The following is a 23,520-nucleotide window of genomic DNA, read 5'->3' as shown; positions in this document are numbered from 1 at the left end:
GTGAAAATGCAAGTAGAGCAAAAAGAGATGATTTATGAGGGGAAAGGCAAAAAGCTCTATAAAACAAGTGATGAAAACTTGGTTATTTCACAATTCAAAGACGATTTAACCGCTTTTAATGCTGAAAAAAGAGGGAGTGAGCAGGGCAAAGGGATTCTAAACTGCAAAATCTCAACCGAAATCTTTAAATTATTAGAAAAAAATGGCATTAAAACACATTATATAGAAACAATAGGCGAAGATTTAATGCTTTGTAAATTGGTTCGCATTATTCCTATTGAAGTCGTTGTGCGCAATGTTGCAACGGGCTCACTTAGCAAACGTCTAGGAATCAAAGAGGGGGAATCTCTACCTTTCACACTTGTGGAATTTTATTACAAAGATGATGCACTTGGCGACCCTTTGATAAATGACGAACACGCTCTTATTCTCCAATGTGTCCAATCCGTTGAAGCACTAGATAAATTGCGTAAAATTGGACGAAAAGTCAATGAAGTTTTAAGAGAATTTTTTGACAAAAAAAATCTTATTTTGGTAGATTTTAAACTAGAGTTTGGGATAGATAAAAATGGGGTGATTCTGCTTGCCGATGAAATTACTCCGGATTCTTGTAGATTTTGGGATAAAAATACCAAAGAAAAATTAGATAAAGACCGCTTCAGACAAGATTTAGGCAATATTAAAATGGCTTATGAAGAGATTTTAAAAAGAATTTTAAGCTAGGAAATATGATGAAAGTAGAAGTCATTGTAAAATTAAAAGAAGGGGTTTTAGACCCACAAGGCAAAGCAATCCACCACGCTTTAGAATCACTAGGCTATCAAGGGATAGAGAATGTAAATGTGGGCAAGATAATCACACTTGAAGTTTCAGGAGAGGACAAAATCCAGCTTCAAAAAGAAGTGGAATCTATGTGTGATACCCTATTAGCCAACACTGTGATTGAAGATTACTCTATAAAGATATAACAATGGTTGCGATTCTACAATTTTTAGGAACAAACTGCGAATACGATGTAGAATATGCTTTCTCACTCCTGCACATACCCACTCAAATTGTATGGCATAAAGAAACTGCTTTACCACAAGAGACAAAGTTAGTCATCATTCCCGGAGGATTTAGCTATGGGGATTATTTACGCAGTGGAGCAATTGCACAATTCTCTCCTATTATGAAAGCGGTGATAGAGTTTGCCAATGCAGGCGGATATGTGCTTGGAATCTGCAATGGATTCCAAATCTTGCTTGAGAGTGGATTGCTACCAGGAGCAATGAAGCGCAACAAAAATCTGCATTTTATCTCCAAAGATTCTGATTTAAAAATTATCTCCAACGCTAATGTATTTTTAAGCAAATTTCAACCCAATGCAATTGCTAAGATTCCCATTGCACACGCCGATGGAAATTACTATATTGATGAAGCAGGCTTAAAGGAATTAAAAGCCAACGACCAAATTTTATTAGAATATGTCCATAATCCCAATGGCTCCGTAGGCAACATTGCGGGGATTTGCAATAAACATAAAAATGTTTTTGGACTAATGCCACACCCCGAACGTGCAATAGAAAAATTACTTGGAGGGGAGATTGGCTTAAAGATGTTAGAAGGATTTGCAGAAATTTTATGAAAATTTTCACAAGATTAGCATTTATTCTAGGGCTATGTATCTATGGAATCGCACAGAATACAGATTCAGAATCTCCAAAGGATACCTATGCAGGCGAAACAAGAATGTTTCCACGAAATACCTTTGAAGAGGCAAATCAAAATTCTAACCCACAACAAGCTCCAACAAATACTACTTTGGAACAGAAATTGCCCAATGCAATAATTGAAGAAAACCTGCAAGAAGAATCTACCACAGAAAAATCTACTCTAGTCCCTTTTGAGGACAATTCAACCTTTCCTTTGATACCGCAACAACAGCAAGATTCCCCTGCGGCACAAAATATCCTAGAATCTCAAGAATTAGACCCAAATTTGCAACCAACACTAGATAAGAATTACTCCCTTAATCCAAGTGTCAAAAATGTCTATTTAGAACTACTAAATCCGCCTTTAGATATTCTATATGTCCATCAAATTATTTCTTTAGATTTGAAACTTCTTGTGTTATCAGATTATTCCACAATTAAAACAGAATTTATTTTTGAAAATGCCGTCCAAGAGGGGAGTGTAGAAATTTTAAATAAAGAGCAAAATTGGAATCTTAATGCAGAGGATTCTAGCTTAAGAAATACTTTTTATCTTAAGATTAAACAACCAAACTATATAATTCCTCAAATTAAAGTCAGTGTGAATACGAGTGAGGGGGAAGCAAGTGAAAGCACACAAAACCTTAGTGGAAGAGCGATTAAATTAGAGCGTAAAGGCAATTTTTCACAAGTCTTAGCACAAGACTTAAAAATCTTGGATACCAAAATTACAAACTATGATACGCGTCATAACCTAGCAGTTTTTCAACTCCAAAGCACAATGGGAAATTTATTTGATTTCCATTTAGAAGCCTATCCCCAACAAGGGATTGAAAGCAAAAGTGGTGATTATAAACAAGCCGAAGCCTTTTATTATGCCATTGTCCCAAAAGATTTAAATACGATTCGTTTTGACTACTTCAATTTGACCACTTCCAAATATACGGAATTACAAGTAGAAAATATTGCACTTGAGGAACGTGTCAGCACCCAAAGTGATATTAAACCTAAAAACAACTACCAATTTTTTAAAATTACTTCAATGATTTTCTTGGTTCTTTTGTTCTTTGGCTTATATTTATACAAAAGAAAATTGATTTTTATTCTATTTGGTGTGCTTGCACTTGGAATGTTACTTTATTTTTTAACCCTTAAAACCTCAGCAACACTAAAAGCCAATGTTTCTCTTAGAATCCAACCGACTTTTAATTCTACTATTATCCTAACAACACAAGAGCCAATGCAAGTTGAGATTCTAGCACAGCGAAGCAATTATTATAAAGTTCTCCTGCAAGATGAACGCATAGGGTGGGTAAAACGTGATGATCTCCAAAATTAGAGCTTTAAGTGGTGTGCTTTATACACTCCTTGTGATTCCTTTTGCAATTCTTTTGATGTATTGGCTTAAAAAGTCTCAACGCAAAGTCAGACAAATAACCGCCAAAACTTTTATTACGCTCTTTGGAGTTCAAGCCAAAGTTGAAGGAGAATTAGACCCAAATGCACAGATTTTGGTGATGAATCATCAAAGCTTTATGGACGTCATTTATTTAGAAGCTATGCACCCCAATAATCTCTGCTGGATTGCCAAAAAAGAGCTTGGCAAACCCTTTTTATATGGACACGCACTAAAAGCCCCTAAAATGATTCTGATTAATCGTGAGAGTAAAAAAGAGATTGTCTTTTTGCTAAAAGAAGCAAAAGATAGATTAGAACACCAACGCACTTTGTGTATCTTCCCAGAAGGCACGCGTAGCAAAGGAGAGGAAAAACTCTTGCCTTTTAAAAACGGAGCAAAACTCTTAATTGAACATTTTAATCTTAAGGTTCAGCCTATTATCCTCTGTGGCACGCGCCAATGCCTTGATATTGGGGCATTAAGATTCAACAATACTCCTTTTAAACTCAAATATCTACCTGCTTTTACCCCGCAAGGAGAGCAATGGTTTGAAGAGTTAAAAGAACAAATGCAAGCAGAATATTCTAAAATGTATTTGGAATCCAAAGGTTAAAAATGCACGGAAAAATCGTTCGTTATTTAAGTAGCAATGGCAAAGGCGCGGTAATTAATTTATCTAGAAAACTTTTTGAATTTACAAAAGAAACTTGGCACGATAAAAAGGTTATCCCAGCGGTTGATATGTTTGTAGAATTTCGCTGTAATGAAGCAGGACAAATCACAGACTGCAAGGCTTCTAAATTTCAAGACTTTGGCAGCAACTCTATGATTTCGGAATCTGAATTTTGGCATCACGAAACCGATGAACAATTAGAGACGCTTCTAAGTAACAAACGCGACCTCACGATTCAAAAAATCTACAAAGCAACGAATTATCAAAATCTCAAAACGATTCCTGTGGATATAAAACCTATGGAATCCCTCAAGAAATACTTTCAACAAGAATTTTCAGCCATTGCATTTTTAAATGATTTATATCTACCAAAAGACAAAAATTTATATGATTACACGCATTTAAAGCGATTTAGTGCTAAGACATTAGACAACCTGCTTTATAGCGATAAAACAATTCCAAAAGATGATTTTATTGAAGAGCTTGGTATTATGACACGTTTGGAATCTGCCTATTCCGACCTTATACGCTACCAAAAGGTAAATATTGATAATGTCTTTAAAGAAAACTTTTTATTGCAACAATGCCACTATCAAGCTTTAATTGTAGCGATTAATAATGCAAAAGACACAATTAATTTATGTCAAAAGCGTATTAATGCACTTAAAAGCGATACGCTTTTGCTTGAGCGCAGAATCCAAGCTAAAGTAGATTTAGAAAAAAACTCCCAAAAACTCCAAAAGGTGCAATCAGAATTAAAGAAAATGATAGAAAGTGAGAGACATAACAGCAATCTTTGCAAACAACTCTTGCAGTTAAAAACAAAATTTGAAGAACATTATCTCAAAGTCTTTACAGATCTTTATCAAAAAACCCACGAAAGAATTTATAAAAAAATCAAAAGTGGTTTAGATATTTGTATTACGATTTTAAATGATAAAATTTACCATAAAATCTTAAAATCTGTGTCACTACAAAAAAACTTCTTTAAAAATGCCGAGAATGACCGAGTGCCTACAATATTCTATTTCATTGAACAATATTTAGAACACTTAAATAAAGACCGATTAAATGAACTAGACGCTCGTCTTTATCACTATATTAATAAAATCAGAAAAAAATATAGAAAACATTTTCTTATTGTAACCACTGATGAGCAAGAATCTACCAATCTCAAACTCAAGATTCTACTTGAAAATGAACTTTATTCTGTCAAAACCGCCTATAAACGCACCCTTTATTTCTCACTCATTAATGAAATCGCCTTTGAGAAAATTTACATTGATAGTGCGCACATTTGGGAAAATCCAGAAACTTTAATCCAAGAAGCAAAAGCCTTTAAAACCAATGCAAATACTCCTTTTGAAATCCTTTCAAAAAATGTTTCAGGGAATCGCTTTGGTTTTTTAGAATGATATAGCTTGTTTTAATGCTATAATCATAAATCAATTTAACCAAAAGTAAAAAAATGACCAAAACAACAAAACAACAAAAATCTTCCGCTAAGGCACAAAGGCACAAAGAGCAAGACCCTCAAAACCTTGATAATTTCAATGCGACAAAGAAGCAAAAAGGAACGAATGGATTTGAATCTTTTGGATTCAAAAAAAATATTTTAAGAGGAATCAAAGAAGCAGGTTTTAGCGAACCTAGCCCGATTCAACAAGAAGCAATTCCTATCATTTTAAATGGATTAGATGTTATTGCTCAAGCACAGACAGGCACAGGAAAAACAGCGGCTTTTGGCTTACCTTTAATCAACAATTTAAAGCACAATGGCGAAATTGAAGTCTTAGTCATTACCCCCACACGAGAACTTGCTATGCAAATAGGCGATGAAATCTTTAAACTAGGCAAATATAGCAAGGTTAGAACCGTTTCTCTCTTTGGCGGGCAACCGATTCGCCGACAACTTGAGCTATTACAAAAATGTCCCCAAATCGTTATAGCAACGCCCGGTCGCCTACTAGATCATTTAAGAAATGACCGAATCAAAAACTTTTTCCCAAGTGTGGTTGTGCTAGATGAATCTGATGAAATGCTAGATATGGGATTCTTAGATGATATAGAAGAAATTTTTACCTATCTTTCTAATAAGCGTCAAACTCTATTATTTTCCGCTACAATGCCAACCCCTATTAAACATTTAGCTCAAAAGATTCTTGATAATCCAAAACTTATCAAAGTAACGCCAGAAAATGCAACCAATCAAGATATAACGCAACGTTATTACATTATTAATGAGAGTGAGCGTGAAGATGCTATTGTGCGTTTAATTGATAGCGAAATGCCAAGCAAAGCCATTATTTTTACGCGAATGAAAAAAGAAGCGGATATTTTATCAGAACGCTTACTTGCTCGCGGATACAAAGCAGGGGCATTGCACGGCGATATGGAACAAAGAGAACGCTTAAAATCTATGAATACTTTTAAGGATTCTAATATTAATATCCTTGTCGCTACGGATATTGCTGCGCGTGGATTAGATATTAGTGGAGTGAGCCACGTCTTTAACTTTCATATTCCACTAAACCCAGAATCCTATGTGCATCGCATCGGGCGCACTGGTAGAGCAGGTAAAAAAGGTATAGCCATTACACTTGCAACTCCTTTGGAGTTTAAAGAAATCCGAAGAATCAAGGAAAATACAAAAGCAAGCATTGATCTTTATGAAATCCCAAATATTCAAGATACGATGGATAAACAAGATTCTAATTTGCTAGATAAAATCCTAAAACACTCTATCACAGATGATGCCTTACGTGTTTATGAGCAAATCCGCTCTCATACCGATATTACACAATTAGTATGTAAATTGCTTTCTATCGTGCTACAGGATTCTAAAGTTTTAGGACCAAACAAAATTGGGCTCAATAAAAATGACTTAAAGAATCTGCAAATGCAACTAGACAATAATGGGCAGAAAAAACTAATAAGCAATGAAAAAAACAATAAAAATCGTAACCCATCACGGAATCACTCAAAGCGCCAAAAAGATTCCCCTAAAGAAAAAAATTGGAATCCTCAAAACAAGCAATCAACCAAAAAGCCTCAAAGCAAAAGTTCCAATCCGCGTAAAAAAACCACTAGACCTAAAAATTATGGCAGGAAACAACAATGAAATTTCAGCCCTATCCTTTTGAAAAGCTCAACACTCTCATTGGTGGAATCCAAACAAATGGCAAATGCATCTCTTTAACGATTGGCGAACCACAATTTAATACACCAGAATTTATTTGCAAAGCCTTGTGCGAAAATGCAAATTTTCTCAACAAATATCCCAAAACTGCGGGTGAAGAATGTCTTAAAGATTCTATGATTGACTTTGTAAAGCGGCGATTTAATGTGGCATTAAACCCTAATGAGTTGATTCCAACTTTTGGCACACGCGAAGTATTATTTAATTTTCCACAATTTTACCTTTTTGACAAAACTTCTCCAACCCTAGCACACCCCAATCCTTTTTACCAAATCTACGAGGGTGCTGCGATTGCCTCAAGAACAAAAACTATTTATATGAATCTTGATTTTCAAAATGACTTTAAACCACAGCTCACTAAAGAACAAATGCAAGCTTGCGACTTGGTTATTCTCAATTCTCCTAACAATCCAACAGGTGCTACTTTAAGCCTTGAGGAATTAAAGCATTGGGTGGAATGCGCACTAGAATTTGACTTTTTGCTTCTAAATGATGAATGTTATAGTGAAATTTATAGCGACCTTAAGCCACATTCTATTTTAGAAGCAAGTGTAGCCGTAGGGAATAAAAACTTTAAAAATATCTTGGCTCTTAATTCTATCTCCAAACGCTCTAGTGCGCCAAGTTTGCGCAGTGGATTTATTGCTGGGGATTCTACCCTTTTGAAACTTTATGCACAATACCGCACTTATGTAGGTTGCGCCTCTCCTTTACCTCTACAATTTGCAGCTACACTTGCTTGGAGCGAAGAGACACATACAGAGCATTCACGCAGACAATATGCCAAAAACTTACAATTAGCCAAAGAAATTTTAGGAGCTAAGATTCCAAATTTACGCATTCCAAGTGAGACTTTTTATGTATGGTTGCCTGTAACAAATGATTTGGAATGGACAAAAAATGTCCTTAAAAATGAAAATATTTTGGTTCTACCGGGTAGCTTTCTCTCAAGAGAAGAACAGGGAAAAAATCCTGGGGATAATTTCGTGCGACTTGCTCTAGTTTATGAAGAATCTATTATTAAAGAAGTTCTTTTAAGGTTGCAAAAGTGGCTTTAAAAACTAAAAAAATCCATTTTATTGGTATTGGAGGTATTGGAATCTCTGCACTTGCTAAATTTTTGCTTGCGCAAGGTGCGGAAGTGAGTGGTTCGGATATTGCAGAGGGTTGTGTTACAAAAGAATTAAAACAAATGGGAATCAAAGTGAGCATTCCACACACCAAAGAAGCTATCTGTGGGCAAGACTTAGTTATCCACTCTGCCATTATTAAACCAGACAATATTGAAGTGCAAGAAGCGCACCAACAAAGAATTCCTGTGCTTTCTCGTAAAGAATCTCTTAAGATGATTTTAGGAGATAAAGAAGTCTTCGCCGTTGCAGGCGCACACGGCAAAAGCACAACAACTGCGATTCTAAGTGCGATTCTAAAAGACGCTAGTGCTCTTATTGGTGCAGAAAGCAAAGAGTTTCATTCCAACACACGCGCCCTAAAAAGTAAGCGCGTAGTATTTGAAGCTGATGAATCAGATAAAAGCTTCTTGGAATGCAATCCTAGCTGTGCTATTGTTACTAATGCGGAACCAGAGCATATGGAAACCTATGCCCACGACCTAGCACAATTTCATAAAGCCTATGAAGATTTTTTAAAGTCTGCTAAAAGTTGCGTCATCAATGCAGAAGATTCATTTTTAAAATCTCTAGGCGATTTGGGAAATATTTGCATTAGATTCTACCCTAGCAAAGATTTAAGAGAAATTACTTATTTGGTAGAAAATGGTATTCCCAAAACCCAATTTCGCCTTGTGTGTGGAAATAAGGATTATGGCAAATTTAATGTGTATGGATTAGGGGAACATATCGCACTTGATGCTGCGCTTGCGATTCTTGCAGCTGCACAAATTTTACCTTTAGAAGAAATTACAAAAAATATCCAAAACTATCGTGGAATCAAAAAAAGATTTGACATTTTAACGCACGACAAATGTATGATTATTGATGATTATGCGCACCACCCCACCGAAATTGCTGCAACTTTAAAATCTCTCAAAAAATACCAAGAACTCACCCATATTAAGCCTCTTACAGCAATTTGGCAGCCACATAAATATTCACGCGTTGCAGACAATTTGCAAGGGTTTGTAGAATGTTTTGAGGGTGTGGATAGATTAGTCATTCTACCCGTGTATGCAGTAGGGGAGAGTGAAATCCCGATAGACTTTAAAAAACTTTTCGCTAGATACCAGCCTATTTTTGCAGACTCTATTGTGCGTCAAAATAATACACTCCTACTTATCCAAGAGGGTAAAACGATAGATTGCTTAGATAATGGAATCCTTGTTGGGTTTAATGCTGGTAATCTGACTTACGCGCTAAGAGGTGGAATCTGATGGTGCGCTTTTGGGTTCTTTTTATTTTAATCCTTGCACTTTTGGCATTTTTAGCACAAATTCTCTCCAAATTTAACATTATTAACCGCAAAATGCGCATATATTTTGGGATTTTATTGCTTGTCATTGCAATGGGCATTGGCGTTTTTACCTTTTTTCAAAATAAAAAAGAAGATGAAATTAACAATTTAGCTCAATTTTTCTTACAAGGCAAAAGTCTCATCTGCCAAGTTGGCACACAAAACATTGAAACCAATCGCGCGACTTTTAATTTCATTAGTGGCACTCTTACCCTAATGGGCAAAGAAAAAAGTGATTATTATCGCAAAACGATTCCCCTTAAGGCTTGCAAATTAAAAGATGATACGAAGTCTCATTAAACAATTAGATTTAGAGGATTTTTTTAAAAACTTTGAGAGCTTTTTGGCACGTCCCAAAGACTTGTTTTTGCAAGGAGATAGCAAAATCCACTTGCGCTATATTCAAGCCCTAGAAACTCTTAGTTTCACTCCTCCTCAATCGGTTAAAAATTTAGATTTTTCTCTTGCGCTCTTAAAGAAATTTGGCTATTTGAAACTTGAGGAAATCTTTGAATTTATCAAAATTATTCGTTATTTTCACTACTTAAAAAGCTTAAAATGTGAAGGAATTTTGGAAGAATGGTTTAACCAAATCCTAATTCCTGAAGCCATTTTTAAAATTTCAAAATCCTTTTTGGAAAATGGTAGTTTAAAAGAGGGAATCTACTTAGAGTTGGATTCTATTAATGCGGGAATGGAGCGAATCAAAAGAGAAATTTCACAAGTAATGAGCCAAATCCTTAATCAAAACAAACTCAATCCCTATTTGGTAGATAAGCAAATCCATTTAATCAACGATGAAGAATGCCTACTTTTAAAGGCTGGATTCCACCATATCTTAAAAGGACAGATTTTAAATCGCTCTGCTACGGGGTTTTTTTATGTCTTACCTCAAAGTATTGCAAATCTTAAAGACCGATACAATGAATTAAATAATAAAAAAGAGGAGCAACTTTTCAACATCTCACGAGAAATTTCTAACACTTTTACTAAGCATCTTCTGTTTTTAAACTTTATCAACAAGGAGTTTGACCGCTTTGACAACTATCAAGCAAGATTGTTTTTTGCACGCGCCAAAAATTTAGAATTTCTAGCGCCTAAATCAGAAGATTCTAGCATTATATTAAGTGAGTTTCGCCACCCTGCTCTAAAGAATCCCAAATCTATCAGCCTTACCTTTAAAGAACAAATCTTGATGATAACTGGCGTAAATGCTGGGGGCAAAACAATGCTTTTAAAATCCATTTTAAGTGCAACCTTTCTAGCTAAACATTTGATTCCACTTCCTATTAATGCACATCAATCTAGCATTGGCTCTTTCAAGCATTTACATCTTATTCTAGAAGACCCACAAAATAGCAAAAATGACATTTCCACTTTTGGTGGGCGTATGGTGCAATTTAGCCAAATTTTAAAAGATAGAGGGGGACTAATCGGAGTAGATGAAATAGAGTTAGGCACAGATAGTGATGAAGCGGCAAGTTTGTTTAAAGTGTTGCTAGAAAACCTGATGCAAAAAGGAAACAAAATCATCATCACAACCCACCATAAACGTTTAGCCGCTCTTATGGCTGGAGATTCTCGCGTGCAGCTGCTTGCTGCTTTGTTTGATGAAGAACGCGAAATGCCAACTTTTAGCTTCCTGAGTGGAACGATTGGCAAGAGCTATGCCTTTGAAACTGCCTTGCGTTATGGAATTCCAAAAACCCTTGTGAGTGAGGCAAAGATTCTTTATGGCGAAGATAAAGAAAAGCTTAATGAATTAATTGAAAACTCCTCACGACTAGAAATGCAATTACAAAATGAAATTTTAAAAGTGGAGCAGAAAAGTGCGAACTTAGAGCAAAAAATTCTTCATTTAAAAGACAAAGAATTAGCACTAGAACAGGTATTTTTAAAATCTCAAAAAGAACTAGAATCTGCCTATGTAGAAGCCATTGATGCGGCAAAAAAAGCGATTAAAGAGCAATCGCCCCAAAACATTCATCGCCAAATCAGTTTTGCAAACAAACTTTTAAATAAAGCTAAAAATACGAATTTTCAAGAATCACAAACTTTACAAGAAACAAGAGTTTTTGCACCCAATGAACGCATAAAATACCGCAATCATCGTGGAGTGATTTTAAGCTTAAACAAAGACAAAGCGTTGATTCAGCTAGAAGATGGAATCAAACTAAAAGTTTCTATCAAAGAAATCAAACCTTATGGCAATTTACCAACACCTCCTCAAACAAAAATTCAAATCCAAACCCCACAAAACGCTAATGTAATACTTGATTTGCACGGCTTAAGAGCTGATGATGCACTAGAAAAACTAGAGGAATTTATCTCCAATAGCCTCATTGCGGGGTTTGATGAAGTGCTAATCTATCACGGAATTGGCACAGGAAGATTATCATCAATTGTTCGAGACTTTTTAAAATCTCACCCAAAAGTCATAGATTTTGCAGACGCCCCCCCCAAAGCTGGAGGATTTGGCGCAAAAATCGTAAAACTCTAAGGAAGTTTAGAGATTCCTTCTTGCACTTGCGCAAGTGTTTTAAATTATGGAATCGTATTAGGAGCAAATAGCAACTATACCACGGAGAGCAAAGAAAAAGTTACAAGAAATAGAATGGGGGGGGGTTATGCAAATCAACACGCAAATCCAAAACAATAGATCTTTTAAGTGAGATTCTGCAAGGGATAAAAAATTAGAATCCTCTGCTAGATTCTTAGGGTGCAATGATTTTTTAATCTATTACGCAAATCTTTTAAACTTCAAAATTTGCAAAACAAAATCCAAAGAACCGCTCACCAAAAGCTCCGGGTGAAATCAAAGTGCGCAGTTTCGTGCTCTGTGTTTTATAATTCTCTAATCCAAAATATGCAATATACCATTCGCAAACCTTATCTAACCCCATATCTACAAGGGCGCGATTCTGTCTCGATAAGAAGCATTCTCTACCTCCAACGCGCAAAAATGCCTCTCTCCAAAGTGTGAAATTTACATCATAAGTTAAATCCACCTTGCCAAATAAGTCTAAAAGCGCGGAATCGCAAAGCTTAGAAGTAGGGTTTGGAAAGAGATTTTGTGTTTTATGCTTTGAATAAAGACGCAAAGAAAAAGAATTTCTAGCACTAAGCGCACCATAATCAAACCCCAAAAATAACCATTTTGGCGCAACTTTGGAAAGATTTTGCACGAAATTAAATGCGCCCAAAGGAATCTCGCCAATCTCTACATTAAAAGCACTTGCAAATTCTAAAACTTCTGCACTCGCACTCTTAAAAACTAGCTTTTTCTCCTCTATAAAAGCCATTTCTCCTTTAAAAACCAACTCGCAAGCAAAGGCGTCTAAAAGCTCATTATTTACAAATAACGCAACATCAAGCTTGCCCAAGTCCTCTAATTGTGTGGCAATTCTAAGTTCTTTTTGTATTCTTGTTTGAAAATTTTTCTTTTGGACTTCTTGCAGGGATTCTAAAGGCTCTAATGTCCAAAACTCTGCACTATCTATCGCATTTAAATTTAAAAATTCCGCAATATCTGCGATTAAATCGCCCTTTTCACTTCCAATTTCTACGATTGCAATTCTGCCTTTTAAAGACTTTAGAACCTCAAGCAAATAAAACCCCAGAGTGAAGCCAAAAAACTTTCCCACGCTCACATTGGTATAAAAATCCCCTGCCTTGCCTACACGAAGCAAACGATAATATCCTTGTGTGCCATAAAGCCACTCTTGCATAAAGCTACCAAAACTTTGCGATTCCATACAATCCTTTCTTAAATCAATCTACAAAGTTTTATAATAATTTCCTTAAAATAATGTAAAAATAGCAATCCTTTTTGCTTAAAACTTCATATATTTTAATTTAATAAGAATCTTTCTGTATTAGAAAATAAGCAAAATAATGAAACTAGTTGCTATGCAATGGCAAATCCGATAAAAAAGTATGATAGAAAAACTACTTGAAAGTCTTGAAAAAAACGCAAAGAGCAAGAACTTGAGGAAAAAAGACAAGAGGAAAAGGAACAAATAGTAAAAACAGAGAGTAAAGAGACACAAATCGGTATTAAAGGTTGAGTTGTTTAAGCCACTTTGTCCTTGCAGAACTCTTTAGAGTTAATCCATAATGTAGAACTCGCCCTGATACTCCCACCATCGTTGCAAGGCGAAGAAATGCATAAATGATAGGTATTTTTGCCCACACTTGCAAATCTATTATCTTATCTGCCTTTCATTGGAATCTTAGCAAACTAGATTTTATATTAGGTTTATTTATACAAAGCACGCTCTAGCTTACGGATTCCATTTTCTCCACACACACGGCAGTTTGGATTGCGTTTAATAGAAATTTTGCGAAAATCCATAGAGCGAATATCACAAGTTAAGAGCTTATCAAAAAGTGGCTCACCCACTTCAGTGATAATCTTAATCACTTCTGCGGCTTCTAATACCCCAAACAAACCAGCCGTAGCGCCTAGAATCCCAACACTCGTGCTTGTTGGCATTTCACCCTTTGGCGGAGCATCAAACAAACAAGTATAACACGCACTCACTTTTGGCTTAATGCTCATCACCTGCCCACTAAAAGCAAGAGCACTTGCACGAATTAAAATCTTATTGGATAGCACACACGCATCATTAACAAGAAATTTGGAATTAAAAGAGTCTGTGGCTTCTACCACTAAATCATAATCTTGGAGTGCTGCTTGGATATTTTCTGTATTTAATCGTTCTTTAAACACGCGTAAATTTAAGTTGGGATTGAGTGCAGCAAGCTTTTGAAATGCAGAATCTGCCTTATTCTTACCCAAATCCTGCACATTATGCAAAACTTGTCGCTGAAGATTGCTTAAATCCACCTCATCGCCATCACAAATCCCAAGACTCCCTACCCCAGCAGCTGCGAGATAATATAACACACTAGAGCCTAACCCACCAGCCCCAATGACAAGCACACGCGCATTTTTGAGCTTCTTTTGTCCCTCTATTCCGATTCCGCTTAACAAGAAATTGCGATGGTAACGTTCTAATTCCTCTTTAATAAGATCCATTGATTTTCCTTAAATTTTGATTCCACATCTCAAGCGCAAACAAGCACCAGAGCATTTTTGCACGCTTTTCTTTGGGATATTTTTGCGGTGCATTACAGAGTGATTCTATCATATTTTTAGGCAAAAATTCTTGCACGAATTTAGAAGATTGTAGATTGTCTAAAACCAACTCTTTAATCTCACCCTCTATCCAAGCACTAAGTGGCACTTCAAAACCCCTTTTAGGCGCATTAACAACCTCTTTTACTAAATACTTTTGCGCCAATTTCCTAAGCAAATATTTTGTGATTGTGCCGCGCACTTTTAAATTCTCCTCTAAAGTGGGTGCAAACTCTACTAGACTTTTGGATAAAAACGGTGAACGTGCTTCTAAAGAATGCGCCATTGTCGCGATGTCCATTTTGGGTAATAAATCACACAAAAGTAAATGAGAAGAATCCAAAAGCAACATTTGTGAGAGAGAGGGATATCCAGCCTTAAAAATCATTTTTACTTCTGTTTGAAATTGTTTATAATTTTCACTCTCAAAAGAATGAAATCCTACAAAAATATCCGTGCTTGCACGCAAATAATATTCTCCTAAATCTCGCTTATATGCTCCTGCCATTTGTAAAAGCCGATAAAAATAATTATAAAGAGATTGCTTAGATTTAGGATTTGGCAAAAAATCTTTCAAAAAGACAAAGGGTAAAATTTTTGGCATTAACAAATGCCCCACATACCGCCGATAACCTCCAAACAACTCGTCCGCTCCATCGCCATTTAGCACAACACTCAAATGTTCTTTTGCTGCTTGTGCCACATAAAAACTAGGAATTGCAGAGCTATCAAAAAACGGACGCCCATAGGCTTGTAAGATTCTCGGCACATCTTGAACTAGATTTGTGCTAATTTTTAAATTTTGATGGGAAGTGCCAAACTGATTTGCTGTTTTTTGCGCTAAAGAAGATTCATCAAAAGCTGTGTTTTCAAAGCTAATTGTAAAAGTGCGCAAATTAGGTTTTATTTGAGAAGCTAAAGCAACAATGAGAGAACTATCAATTCCTCCACTTAAAAACGCCCCTACTTCCAAATCAGACGATTCTATGCGGTTTCGAATACTTTGCTTTAACAATTCCTCACAAAGTGTTAAAGCTTGATTTTCATCTTTAATTTTTGGCATCTTGTAACAAGATTCTAGCTTGAAATAAGGTTTTAATATTAAATTATGTGTGCGGACATCTAGGATTCCATAATGTGCACTTGGAATTGCGAATACATTTTTATAAGGTGTGCCATCACGATAGAAAAAACCGCCTTGTAGATAAAAATTAATTGCGTCATAATCCAGTTCTAAAGATAAATTGAGAGATTTTACGATCCTACAAAGTGCGTTTAACTCACTTGCAAAAACAAATTTAGTATCTTTTTTGTAGCAAAATAGTGGTTTTTTACCCATTCTATCACGTGCAAAATAAAGTTTTTGATTCTTTTTATCATAAAGAGCAAATGCAAACATACCATCTAATTGATTTAAATTCTCTAAGAAATTCTCACCAAAATGCGCAAACATTGCTAAAAGCGTCTCTGTGTCGCTATGAGTTTGAAAGTCAAACTCCAATCCCTCACGTAATTGCAAATGATTATAAATCTCTCCATTAAAGACAAGACATAAATCCTTATAAACCATCGGTTGATGTGCCAAAGTACTTAAATCTTGAATACTAAGGCGCGCGTGAAAAAACTGCAACAATCCACCCTGTGTAAAATCGCTAAAGCTTCCTTTATCATCAGGTCCGCGATGTCTCATAAAGCTATAAATTTGGTCCAAAGGAAGTTTTGCGCCATTTAATATTCCAGCAATTCCACACATTTCTACGCTCCTTCATCAAGCTGCAATATACGCACGATGTTACCACTTGCGCTAATTTTATCAGGATAGTTGGCAAAAAGTAAAATTTGAATCATATTACTTTTTAAATAATCCTTGCTTAACAAAAGTGAATTTTCACCAAAATTGATTTGTGTTAATAATGTATCCATTTGCTCAGTTGTATAACTTGTATAAAAGCCATTATAAAGATTAATGATGGCTTGAGGTGCTAAATTTGGAGGATTTTGCTTGGAATCCCAAAAGATAAAAGTGTTTGACTTTAAAGGCTTACCATTCTCTAAATTCACATTAGAAAAACTATCAATATTTGCCAATAATGGCAAAATGCGCAGAGGCAAAACCCAATAAACTTTTGCTTCATTGGCTAATTTGGGTGGTTTTGATTCTAACTCCAATGCTTTTAAATAGAGATTTGCTCCCTTATCTTGAGAAAGTATTTCAAAGATTTGATTCCATTTTTTAGCAGGAAGGGTTTGCATAGCAGTTGCGAGATTCAAAGAAAAATTATAAAACAATGTGGGTGAGGGACTAAGCAAAATCTTAGCAATTGGAAAGTTGATTGCACCAGAGTGTCTTGCACCATCAAGCAATACTTGTGCTTTAGTAAAATATCTTAATGCATACCCATAATCCCACCACGAAAATAGAATATCTTGAGGATTTAATTTAGAATCTAAACTCTTAAAAACCCTAATTTCTGTATGCGTTAGAATAGGAGGTGGAATCTTATAACGCAAATTTGCAATGAAAAGTGCTACAACAACAGCAACAGCTAATAAAATTAGAGTAGAAAGTCGCTTAAAAATGCTCAAAAGACCAAATATAAAAAAGGCAATACCCAAAGCAATAATGGGGGTTAAAAAAAAGCTAAAACGCATACCAAGCTTAATAGCCCCTAGACCCAATAAACTAAAGGGTAAGAGAAAAAGAAAAATGGATAAAAATTCTTTAAATCCCTGACGATTATTAATAAAACAATGTCTAAAAAATTTTAAATTGAATTTTAAAAATAAAGGATAAAAATTAAACTTCACGCAAAGACTAAAAATTCCAAAACTTAAAAATCCTAAAAATGCGCAGCTAAAAACTCCAATTCCCCCGCTTCTCTCAATCAGTGTAGGTAAGTTTGAGGGCATCGTTTCTAAGATTCCATTGACAACAGAAGCATACACATAAGTGTTTGCATATTGTGTTGCGCCAAAAATATAAGCGTTGATTTGTGAAAAAAGGGGATTAAATAATCCAAAAATCGCAGCATACAAGATGCCAAGAATGAGCCATATCCAAAACCATTGGGGAAACCTTGCGATTCCAATTAAAAGCAAAATTAAGATTAACCAACTGATAAACGAGGGGGTAAGAATTACCAAAAAGACAGAAATTAATAAAATATCTTTTGGTAAAATCTTACGTGTCTTTAGAAAATCCATAAATTCTAAACAAAGAAAAAGTATGAATCCCAAAAGCAGTAAATTTTGGACTCCATTATGCCAAATAATTGCTAAATATCCAAAAAGTGCAAAAAGCACGAGTGATTTAAAAGAAAGATTTGGTTTGCGTAGAAATTGTAATAAAAAAATAAATGCAAGCAAAGGAAAAGTTAGCAAGAGCATATCTGTATCAAAATATCCCACTCCTACACGCTGATAAAAGCTAGGTGAAAGAATCGCAATCAAGCTTCCCAAAAAAGACAGCAAGGGAATAAAGAATATCCAAAACTCTAAATTGTTGATTTGCGATTCCGTGGTTTGTTTGACAGAAAAACAAACTTGTAAAACATTCATAAGGATTTGATAAACCAACCAATAAAGTGCAATACCTACACTTGTGCTAAAAAGAACACTACTCCAAGTTAAAATAAAGTCTAAGTTCGTCCATTTTGCAAAGATTCCACAAAGAAGCGCAAGAGGATGTAAGGTGCTAAATACCTGAAATATCTCTGTTATGTTGGGATTTATATTTAATAAATCAAGGAGATCACGGCTACCTTTAGCATAATGATAAGCGTCCATAGAGGTGAGAATCAAAGCTCCTTCAAAAAAATTTTGAGGAGTTTTTAAATGTAGAAAATCTATAAAATGGAATCCTAAATGAATCAAACACAACACCAAAATAAAGAATAGATGAATCAATAAGGTGGGATTAAAATTTAAGGTTTGGATATCAAGATATTGCCCTATTGCTTTTAACATTTTATTTCTCTTTAGATTGGCAGATATTTGTAGAATTTTTCTAAATTACCCCAAGATTGTATAATTAATTCCTATGATTCCTTGAGTATCAATCCATTGATTTCAAAAACAATTAACAAACATTTTAAGAAATGCACCACTTATATAGACGACTTGAAAGAGAAATTAACCTATCCAAAAGCTTAAACATATAAGCTTTTGAAATAAAATTTCTATTATCTTTTTGAGAATTGCGGACTTCTTCTTGCTTTACGTTTTCCGTATTTTTTGCGCTCTACCACTCTTGAATCACGCGTTAATAAGCCTTTGGGCTTAAGAATTGCTCTAAAATTAACATCATAGAGTGCTAAAGCTTTAGAAATTCCGTGCCTAAGTGCTTCAGCTTGAGCAGAATAACCGCTTCCAAAAGCGACAGCGACAATATCTACACTTTTCTCTTGTTTTGTTAAAAGTAAAGGCTGCATTACTTTCATCTTAATTGCCTCGTGTCCTCCAAGCCAATCATTAAGATTCATTTCATTAATACTTAGTTTGCCGCTACCGGGTGTTAGCCATACTTTTGCAATTGCTGTTTTTCTTTTTCCTGTTGCATAAATTTTTGCCATTTATTAATCCTTATTTTGATTCTTTGGAGACTTGTGCGCTATGTGGATGATTTGCATCACAATAGACTTTTAATTTTTTAATCATTGCTCGACCTAGTTTTGTTTTAGGGAGCATGCCACGAACCGCTAGTTTATAAAGCTTCTCTGGGTGTTTTTGCAACATTTCCTGAAGTGTTTTTGATTTGGTGCTGCCAAAATACCCCGAATGAGTAAAATATTCTTTATCCTCTAATTTCATTCCGCTAAATTTTGCTTTAGGCGCATTGACAACAATCACAAAATCGCCACAATCTACATTAGGAGTATAACTTGGTTTATGCTTACCTCTTAAAAGAGTAGCAATTTCAGTGATAAGGCGACCAAATGTTTTACCTTCCGCATCCAAAACAACCCAATCACGTTTAATTTCATTGGCTTTTGCCATTTTGGTAATATTCATATTTTACCTTTCATAAGTAATTTATCTTTATTAAGAATTAAAGGCTGAATTATAGCGCATTTTTATAATTTTTTTCTTAAATTAAGTTATATTTTATATTATTAATTATGTTTGAGGACATAATAGTTAATTTTACTTATGATAATTAGCGAGATTCTACAATTAAACTTAATAAAATATTCGATAAATCTTCACAAAAACTTAACAAAATTATCTTAATCTCTCGGTTCGATATTCAAACAAAAAGGAAATAAAATGAAATCCAAACTTTTCTTATCTCTTTTGTTCTCAAGTTCCGCTTTATTGGCAAATCCTACTACCCCAATAGAAGAAACTATCCCCTTACAAAACCAAACGCAACAAACTGCTCCAACAGTAAATCAGATACCACCTACACAAGGAAATATGACTCCAACACAACCGATGAATACTTATCCAAACAATGCAATGGGAGGCTATAGTGCTTCTCTGCAAAATATTTTTACTAAAGTGCAGCAAATATACCCGGGTTCATTTATTACTGATGTAGATTATAAAGGCTTTGGTTATGAAATTGAAATTAATGATAGTTTAGAATTATTATTTGATATGAATGGGAATCTATTATGGCAAAAGTGGGATTAAATCTTTAAAGTCTTAATAAATAAGTGAAATAATCTTTCAATATTTAAAGTTTTTTAATTCTTAAAAGCGTAAAATAGAAATTTTTAATTGGGAGGATTAATTGTTACCCTATTATCTCGCAAATCCAAAGCGGACTGGCGCTTTATGCTCTAGCTCACAATATCTCGCAGAGATGATTACAAAAAATATTGGCATTGAACAAGCTTCTAATATTATTGAAATTGGACCAGGAATGGGAGCTTTTACAAAAGTCATACTGCGCAAAAAAACTGATTTAGCTCAATTCTTTGCTGTTGAAATTAATCCCAAAATTGCGCAGAAATTACATAAGAGATTTCCAAATCTTGATGTTGCATTGGGTTCTGCAGAGTTTTTAGAAACAATAATGCAAGAGAGACAAATGTCCTCCGCTGATGTAATTGTATCTGGGATTCCTTGGGCACTCTTAAATCAAGTAACGCAAAAATGTATTTTAGAAAATATTTATAATGTACTCAAACCTGGAGGATACTTTGCCACCTTTGCCTACATTTTACCCACAATGGGAGCACGGAGATTTCGTAAAATAATCTATGGAGATAAAATATTTAGTGAAATTAAAAGATCTAAAATTGTATGGAATAATATTCCACCCGCTTTTGTGTATTATTGCAGAAAATAAAAGTTCTTTTACTTACCCTTTCTAGTTTAACTTGCTTGAGTGCAAACCTATAATATAACTTCCTTCTATCTTTGCAAATGCTAGCAAAGCATAATCTAATATAAATTTATTTTCCACTGATGAATACAATTTATAATGCAGAATCTTAATATTCAAACATCAGCTACCACAGCAACAATAATATTTATTGCATAAAACAAATAAACCTATCAATGCATTTATGGTTCTATCGCCAACAACAAACATTATTTTCTAATCTATGTGATAACAAGAACTAGGAATGAGGAATTTAATAGATAGAATAGAATCACAACCCTTGTTTTATTTCTTTACACTCTCATCTCCGCACCGTCCTACTTTACCACTCTTGCAAAGAGCAGTATCATCAGCGAAGAAGAGCTTAACTGCTAGGTTCGGAATGGGGCTAGGTGGGACCTCTTCTCTATTAGCACGAAGATGACAATGTAAAAAGCCTAAAATCAGATAAAAAATAAAAAACTCTTATACAATCTTTTATAAAGACTTTGAGATTCCTCTTTTTTTCTCTTTAAAAGAGAAAAAATTATGAAACACTAGAAAAATCTAAGTCTTTTATTCTTAAACCTGAAATTCTTAAGTAATAAGACGATCATCTTTACTTTTGCAAATAAATTTTAATTGCTTTTTAGAGTGCTTTACACTCATTAAGGCAGTGGCTTATTATCAATTAAGCCAATCGGTCTATTAGTAGTAGTCAGCTAAACATATTACTATGCTTACACCTCTACCCTATCAAGCAGGTAGTCTTCCTGCGACCTTCAGGGAAAGTTCATCTTGGAGTTGGCTTCACGCTTAGATGCTTTCAGCGTTTATCACATCCATACGTAGCTACGCTGCGATGCCCTTAGCAGGACAACAGCTACACCAGTGGTATGTCCATCCCGGTCCTCTCGTACTAGGGACAGATCTCCTCAACTTTCCTACGCCCACGGCAGATAGGGACCGAACTGTCTCACGACGTTCTGAACCCAGCTCGCGTACCGCTTTAAATGGCGAACAGCCATACCCTTGGGACCTGCTCCAGCCCCAGGATGCGATGAGCCGACATCGAGGTGCCAAACCTCCCCGTCGATGTGAGCTCTTGGGGGAGATCAGCCTGTTATCCCCGGGGTACCTTTTATCCTTTGAGCGATGACCCTTCCACACAGAATCACCGGATCACTATGACCGACTTTCGTCTCTGCTTGACTTGTTTGTCTTACAGTCAGGCTGGCTTATGCCATTACACTCTACAAATGATTTCCAACCATTTTGAGCCAACCTTTGCAAGCCTCCGTTACTTTTTAGGAGGCGACCGCCCCAGTCAAACTACCCACCAGGCATTGTCCTACTTGAGGATAACTCAAGCTAGTTAGCAGACAGAAACATTAAGGGTGGTATCTCAACGATGGCTCCATCTCTACCAGAGTAAAGATTTCAAAGCCTCCCACCTATGCTGCGCATAATGCTCCCATCGGCAGTGCCAAGCTGTAGTAAAGGTCCACGGGGTCTTTCCGTCTTGCCGCGGGTAGGAGGAATTTTCACCTCCACTACAATTTCACTGAATCACTCTTTGAGACAGCTCCCATCTCGTTACGCCATTCATGCAGGTCGGTATTTAACCGACAAGGAATTTCGCTACCTTAGGACCGTTATAGTTACGGCCGCCGTTTACTCGGGCTTCAATTCAAAGCTTCACCTTGCGGCTGACTAATCCTCTTAACCTTCGAGCACCGGGCAGGCGTCACACCTTATACTTCCTCTTACGAGTTGGCAAAGTGCTGTGTTTTTGGTAAACAGTCGGGAGGGACTCTTTGCTGAGACCATATTGCTATGGCACACCTTATCGCGAACTTACGGTGTTAGTTTGCAGAGTTCCTTAAAGAGAGTTCTTTCACGCGCCTTAGAATACTCATCTCATCTACCTGTGTCGGTTTGCGGTACGGGCAATATTAGCTAAACTTAGAGGCTTTTCTTGGCACGACGATCTTAACAATTCTCCTCTCCATCCGAAGATTTCAAAGAGCCTGTTGGGTTTGGGATACGGGAGCGGATTTACCAATCTCCTAACTTGCACCTTTCGACTGACACTTCTATCCGTCAGCTTGTCTTGACCCTATGCGTCCCCACATCGCACACTAATATTGGTATTGGAATATTAACCAATTTTCCATCGACTACCCCTTTCGGACTTGTCTTAGGACCCGACTAACCCTACGATGACGAGCATAGCGTAGGAAACCTTAGATTTTCGGCGAAGTGGATTCTCACCACTTTTATCGCTACTCATTCCTGCATACTCACTTCGCATCGCTCCACCACTCCTTACCGGTATGGCTTCAACGCAGATACGAACGCTCTTCTACCACTGTGCATCAGCACAATCTACAACTTCGGTGTCTATCTTAGCCCCGTTATATTTTCAGCGCAGAATCACTAGACCAGTGAGCTGTTACGCTATCTTTAAAGGATGGCTGCTTCTAAGCCAACCTCCTGGTTGTCTGAGTAACTCCACATCTTTTTCCACTTAGAATAGAACTTTGGGACCTTAGTTGGTAGTCTGGGTTGTTCCCCTTTAGACGATTGATTTTATCACCCACCGCCTGACTCCCAAGATACGGTAATAGGTATTC

The 23,520-nt window shown here is 35.9% G+C and carries 19 protein-coding genes and 2 rRNA genes; 13 read left to right on the top strand and 8 right to left on the bottom strand.

Annotated elements, in window-relative coordinates:
• Positions 1-6: 6 nt before the first annotated feature.
• Genes purC through Q0Y61_RS02170 form a run of 11 tightly spaced genes read left to right on the top strand, consistent with a single transcriptional unit; the run spans position 7 to position 11,934 of the window.
• The gene (gene purC / locus Q0Y61_RS02220; RefSeq protein ID WP_297810687.1) at positions 7-723 is read left to right on the top strand and encodes a phosphoribosylaminoimidazolesuccinocarboxamide synthase; all 717 of its coding nucleotides are present in this window, start codon (positions 7-9) and stop codon (positions 721-723) included.
• A gap of 8 nt (positions 724-731) precedes the next feature.
• A complete protein-coding gene (gene purS, locus Q0Y61_RS02215) occupies positions 732-968 on the top strand; it encodes a phosphoribosylformylglycinamidine synthase subunit PurS (RefSeq protein WP_297810683.1) in 237 nt (78 codons plus the stop codon).
• 2 nt (positions 969-970) lie between these two features.
• Positions 971-1,627 (top strand): phosphoribosylformylglycinamidine synthase subunit PurQ, encoded by a 657-nt coding sequence (gene purQ / locus Q0Y61_RS02210; RefSeq protein WP_297810680.1) that lies wholly within the window; start codon positions 971-973, stop codon positions 1,625-1,627.
• Complete coding sequence (locus Q0Y61_RS02205; RefSeq protein WP_297810676.1) at positions 1,624-3,033, top strand: SH3 domain-containing protein; 1,410 nt, start codon at positions 1,624-1,626, stop codon at positions 3,031-3,033. Before purQ ends, Q0Y61_RS02205 begins: the two co-directional genes overlap by 4 nt.
• Positions 3,017-3,706, top strand: a complete 690-nt coding sequence (locus tag Q0Y61_RS02200) for a lysophospholipid acyltransferase family protein (RefSeq protein WP_297810673.1) — start codon at positions 3,017-3,019, stop codon at positions 3,704-3,706. The genes Q0Y61_RS02205 and Q0Y61_RS02200 overlap by 17 nt, the downstream gene beginning before the upstream one ends.
• Positions 3,707-3,708: 2 nt before the next feature.
• The gene (locus Q0Y61_RS02195) at positions 3,709-5,181 is read left to right on the top strand and encodes a hypothetical protein (RefSeq protein WP_297810670.1); all 1,473 of its coding nucleotides are present in this window, start codon (positions 3,709-3,711) and stop codon (positions 5,179-5,181) included.
• A gap of 53 nt (positions 5,182-5,234) precedes the next feature.
• Positions 5,235-6,887, top strand: coding sequence for a DEAD/DEAH box helicase (locus tag Q0Y61_RS02190; protein ID WP_297810668.1), 1,653 nt, complete (start codon positions 5,235-5,237; stop codon positions 6,885-6,887).
• A complete protein-coding gene (locus Q0Y61_RS02185) occupies positions 6,884-8,023 on the top strand; it encodes a succinyldiaminopimelate transaminase (RefSeq protein ID WP_297810665.1) in 1,140 nt (379 codons plus the stop codon). Before Q0Y61_RS02190 ends, Q0Y61_RS02185 begins: the two co-directional genes overlap by 4 nt.
• A complete protein-coding gene (gene murC, locus Q0Y61_RS02180) occupies positions 8,014-9,354 on the top strand; it encodes a UDP-N-acetylmuramate--L-alanine ligase (protein WP_297810662.1) in 1,341 nt (446 codons plus the stop codon). The genes Q0Y61_RS02185 and murC overlap by 10 nt, the downstream gene beginning before the upstream one ends.
• On the top strand, positions 9,354-9,734 hold the full coding sequence (locus tag Q0Y61_RS02175) for a hypothetical protein (protein ID WP_297810659.1): 381 nt from the start codon (positions 9,354-9,356) through the stop codon (positions 9,732-9,734). Before murC ends, Q0Y61_RS02175 begins: the two co-directional genes overlap by 1 nt.
• Positions 9,718-11,934: an endonuclease MutS2 gene (locus Q0Y61_RS02170; RefSeq protein WP_297810848.1), complete on the top strand. Its 2,217-nt coding sequence runs from the start codon at positions 9,718-9,720 to the stop codon at positions 11,932-11,934. The genes Q0Y61_RS02175 and Q0Y61_RS02170 overlap by 17 nt, the downstream gene beginning before the upstream one ends.
• Before the next feature lie 253 nt (positions 11,935-12,187).
• Here Q0Y61_RS02170 and Q0Y61_RS02165 read toward each other — a convergent pair whose 3' ends face one another.
• The 6 genes from Q0Y61_RS02165 to rplM all read right to left on the bottom strand — a co-directional run bounded on the left by Q0Y61_RS02165 (position 12,188) and on the right by rplM (position 19,584).
• Positions 12,188-13,189 carry an SAM-dependent methyltransferase gene (locus Q0Y61_RS02165; protein WP_297810655.1) on the bottom strand — a complete coding sequence of 334 codons (1,002 nt, stop codon included), beginning with the start codon at positions 13,187-13,189 and terminating at the stop codon, positions 12,188-12,190.
• Between the two features lie 503 nt (positions 13,190-13,692).
• Complete coding sequence (locus tag Q0Y61_RS02160) at positions 13,693-14,475, bottom strand: HesA/MoeB/ThiF family protein (protein WP_297810652.1); 783 nt, start codon at positions 14,473-14,475, stop codon at positions 13,693-13,695.
• The gene (gene asnB, locus Q0Y61_RS02155; protein WP_297810649.1) at positions 14,462-16,327 is read right to left on the bottom strand and encodes an asparagine synthase (glutamine-hydrolyzing); all 1,866 of its coding nucleotides are present in this window, start codon (positions 16,325-16,327) and stop codon (positions 14,462-14,464) included. Before asnB ends, Q0Y61_RS02160 begins: the two co-directional genes overlap by 14 nt.
• Positions 16,328-16,329: 2 nt before the next feature.
• Positions 16,330-18,540: an STT3 domain-containing protein gene (locus Q0Y61_RS02150; protein WP_297810646.1), complete on the bottom strand. Its 2,211-nt coding sequence runs from the start codon at positions 18,538-18,540 to the stop codon at positions 16,330-16,332.
• Positions 18,541-18,755: 215 nt separating this feature from the next.
• Entirely contained in the window at positions 18,756-19,145 is a 390-nt protein-coding gene (rpsI, locus tag Q0Y61_RS02145) for a 30S ribosomal protein S9 (protein ID WP_297810643.1), read from the bottom strand.
• A 10-nt stretch (positions 19,146-19,155) separates the two neighbouring features.
• Positions 19,156-19,584 (bottom strand): 50S ribosomal protein L13, encoded by a 429-nt coding sequence (gene rplM, locus Q0Y61_RS02140; RefSeq protein ID WP_297810640.1) that lies wholly within the window; start codon positions 19,582-19,584, stop codon positions 19,156-19,158.
• Between the two features lie 255 nt (positions 19,585-19,839).
• Between rplM and Q0Y61_RS02135 the strand changes: the two genes are divergently transcribed.
• Both Q0Y61_RS02135 and Q0Y61_RS02130 read left to right on the top strand, forming a co-directional pair.
• Positions 19,840-20,208 carry a PepSY-like domain-containing protein gene (locus Q0Y61_RS02135; protein WP_297810637.1) on the top strand — a complete coding sequence of 123 codons (369 nt, stop codon included), beginning with the start codon at positions 19,840-19,842 and terminating at the stop codon, positions 20,206-20,208.
• 100 nt (positions 20,209-20,308) lie between these two features.
• Complete coding sequence (locus Q0Y61_RS02130) at positions 20,309-20,869, top strand: methyltransferase domain-containing protein (RefSeq protein ID WP_297810634.1); 561 nt, start codon at positions 20,309-20,311, stop codon at positions 20,867-20,869.
• A gap of 340 nt (positions 20,870-21,209) precedes the next feature.
• On the opposite strand, the gene rrf is transcribed toward Q0Y61_RS02130, so the two are convergent.
• Together rrf and Q0Y61_RS02120 are read right to left on the bottom strand one after the other, a co-directional pair.
• A 5S ribosomal RNA gene (gene rrf, locus Q0Y61_RS02125) occupies positions 21,210-21,325 on the bottom strand.
• 246 nt (positions 21,326-21,571) lie between these two features.
• Positions 21,572-23,520: ribosomal RNA gene (locus Q0Y61_RS02120) — 23S ribosomal RNA — on the bottom strand; the annotation flags it as partial.

Origin of the sequence: uncultured Helicobacter sp. (assembly GCF_947367035.1) — a bacterium.
In the GTDB taxonomy this organism is placed as follows: Bacteria; Campylobacterota; Campylobacteria; order Campylobacterales; family Helicobacteraceae; genus Helicobacter_D.
The sequence above is the reverse complement of the archived record's forward strand: the minus strand, read 5'-3'. Positions and strand labels throughout refer to the sequence as shown.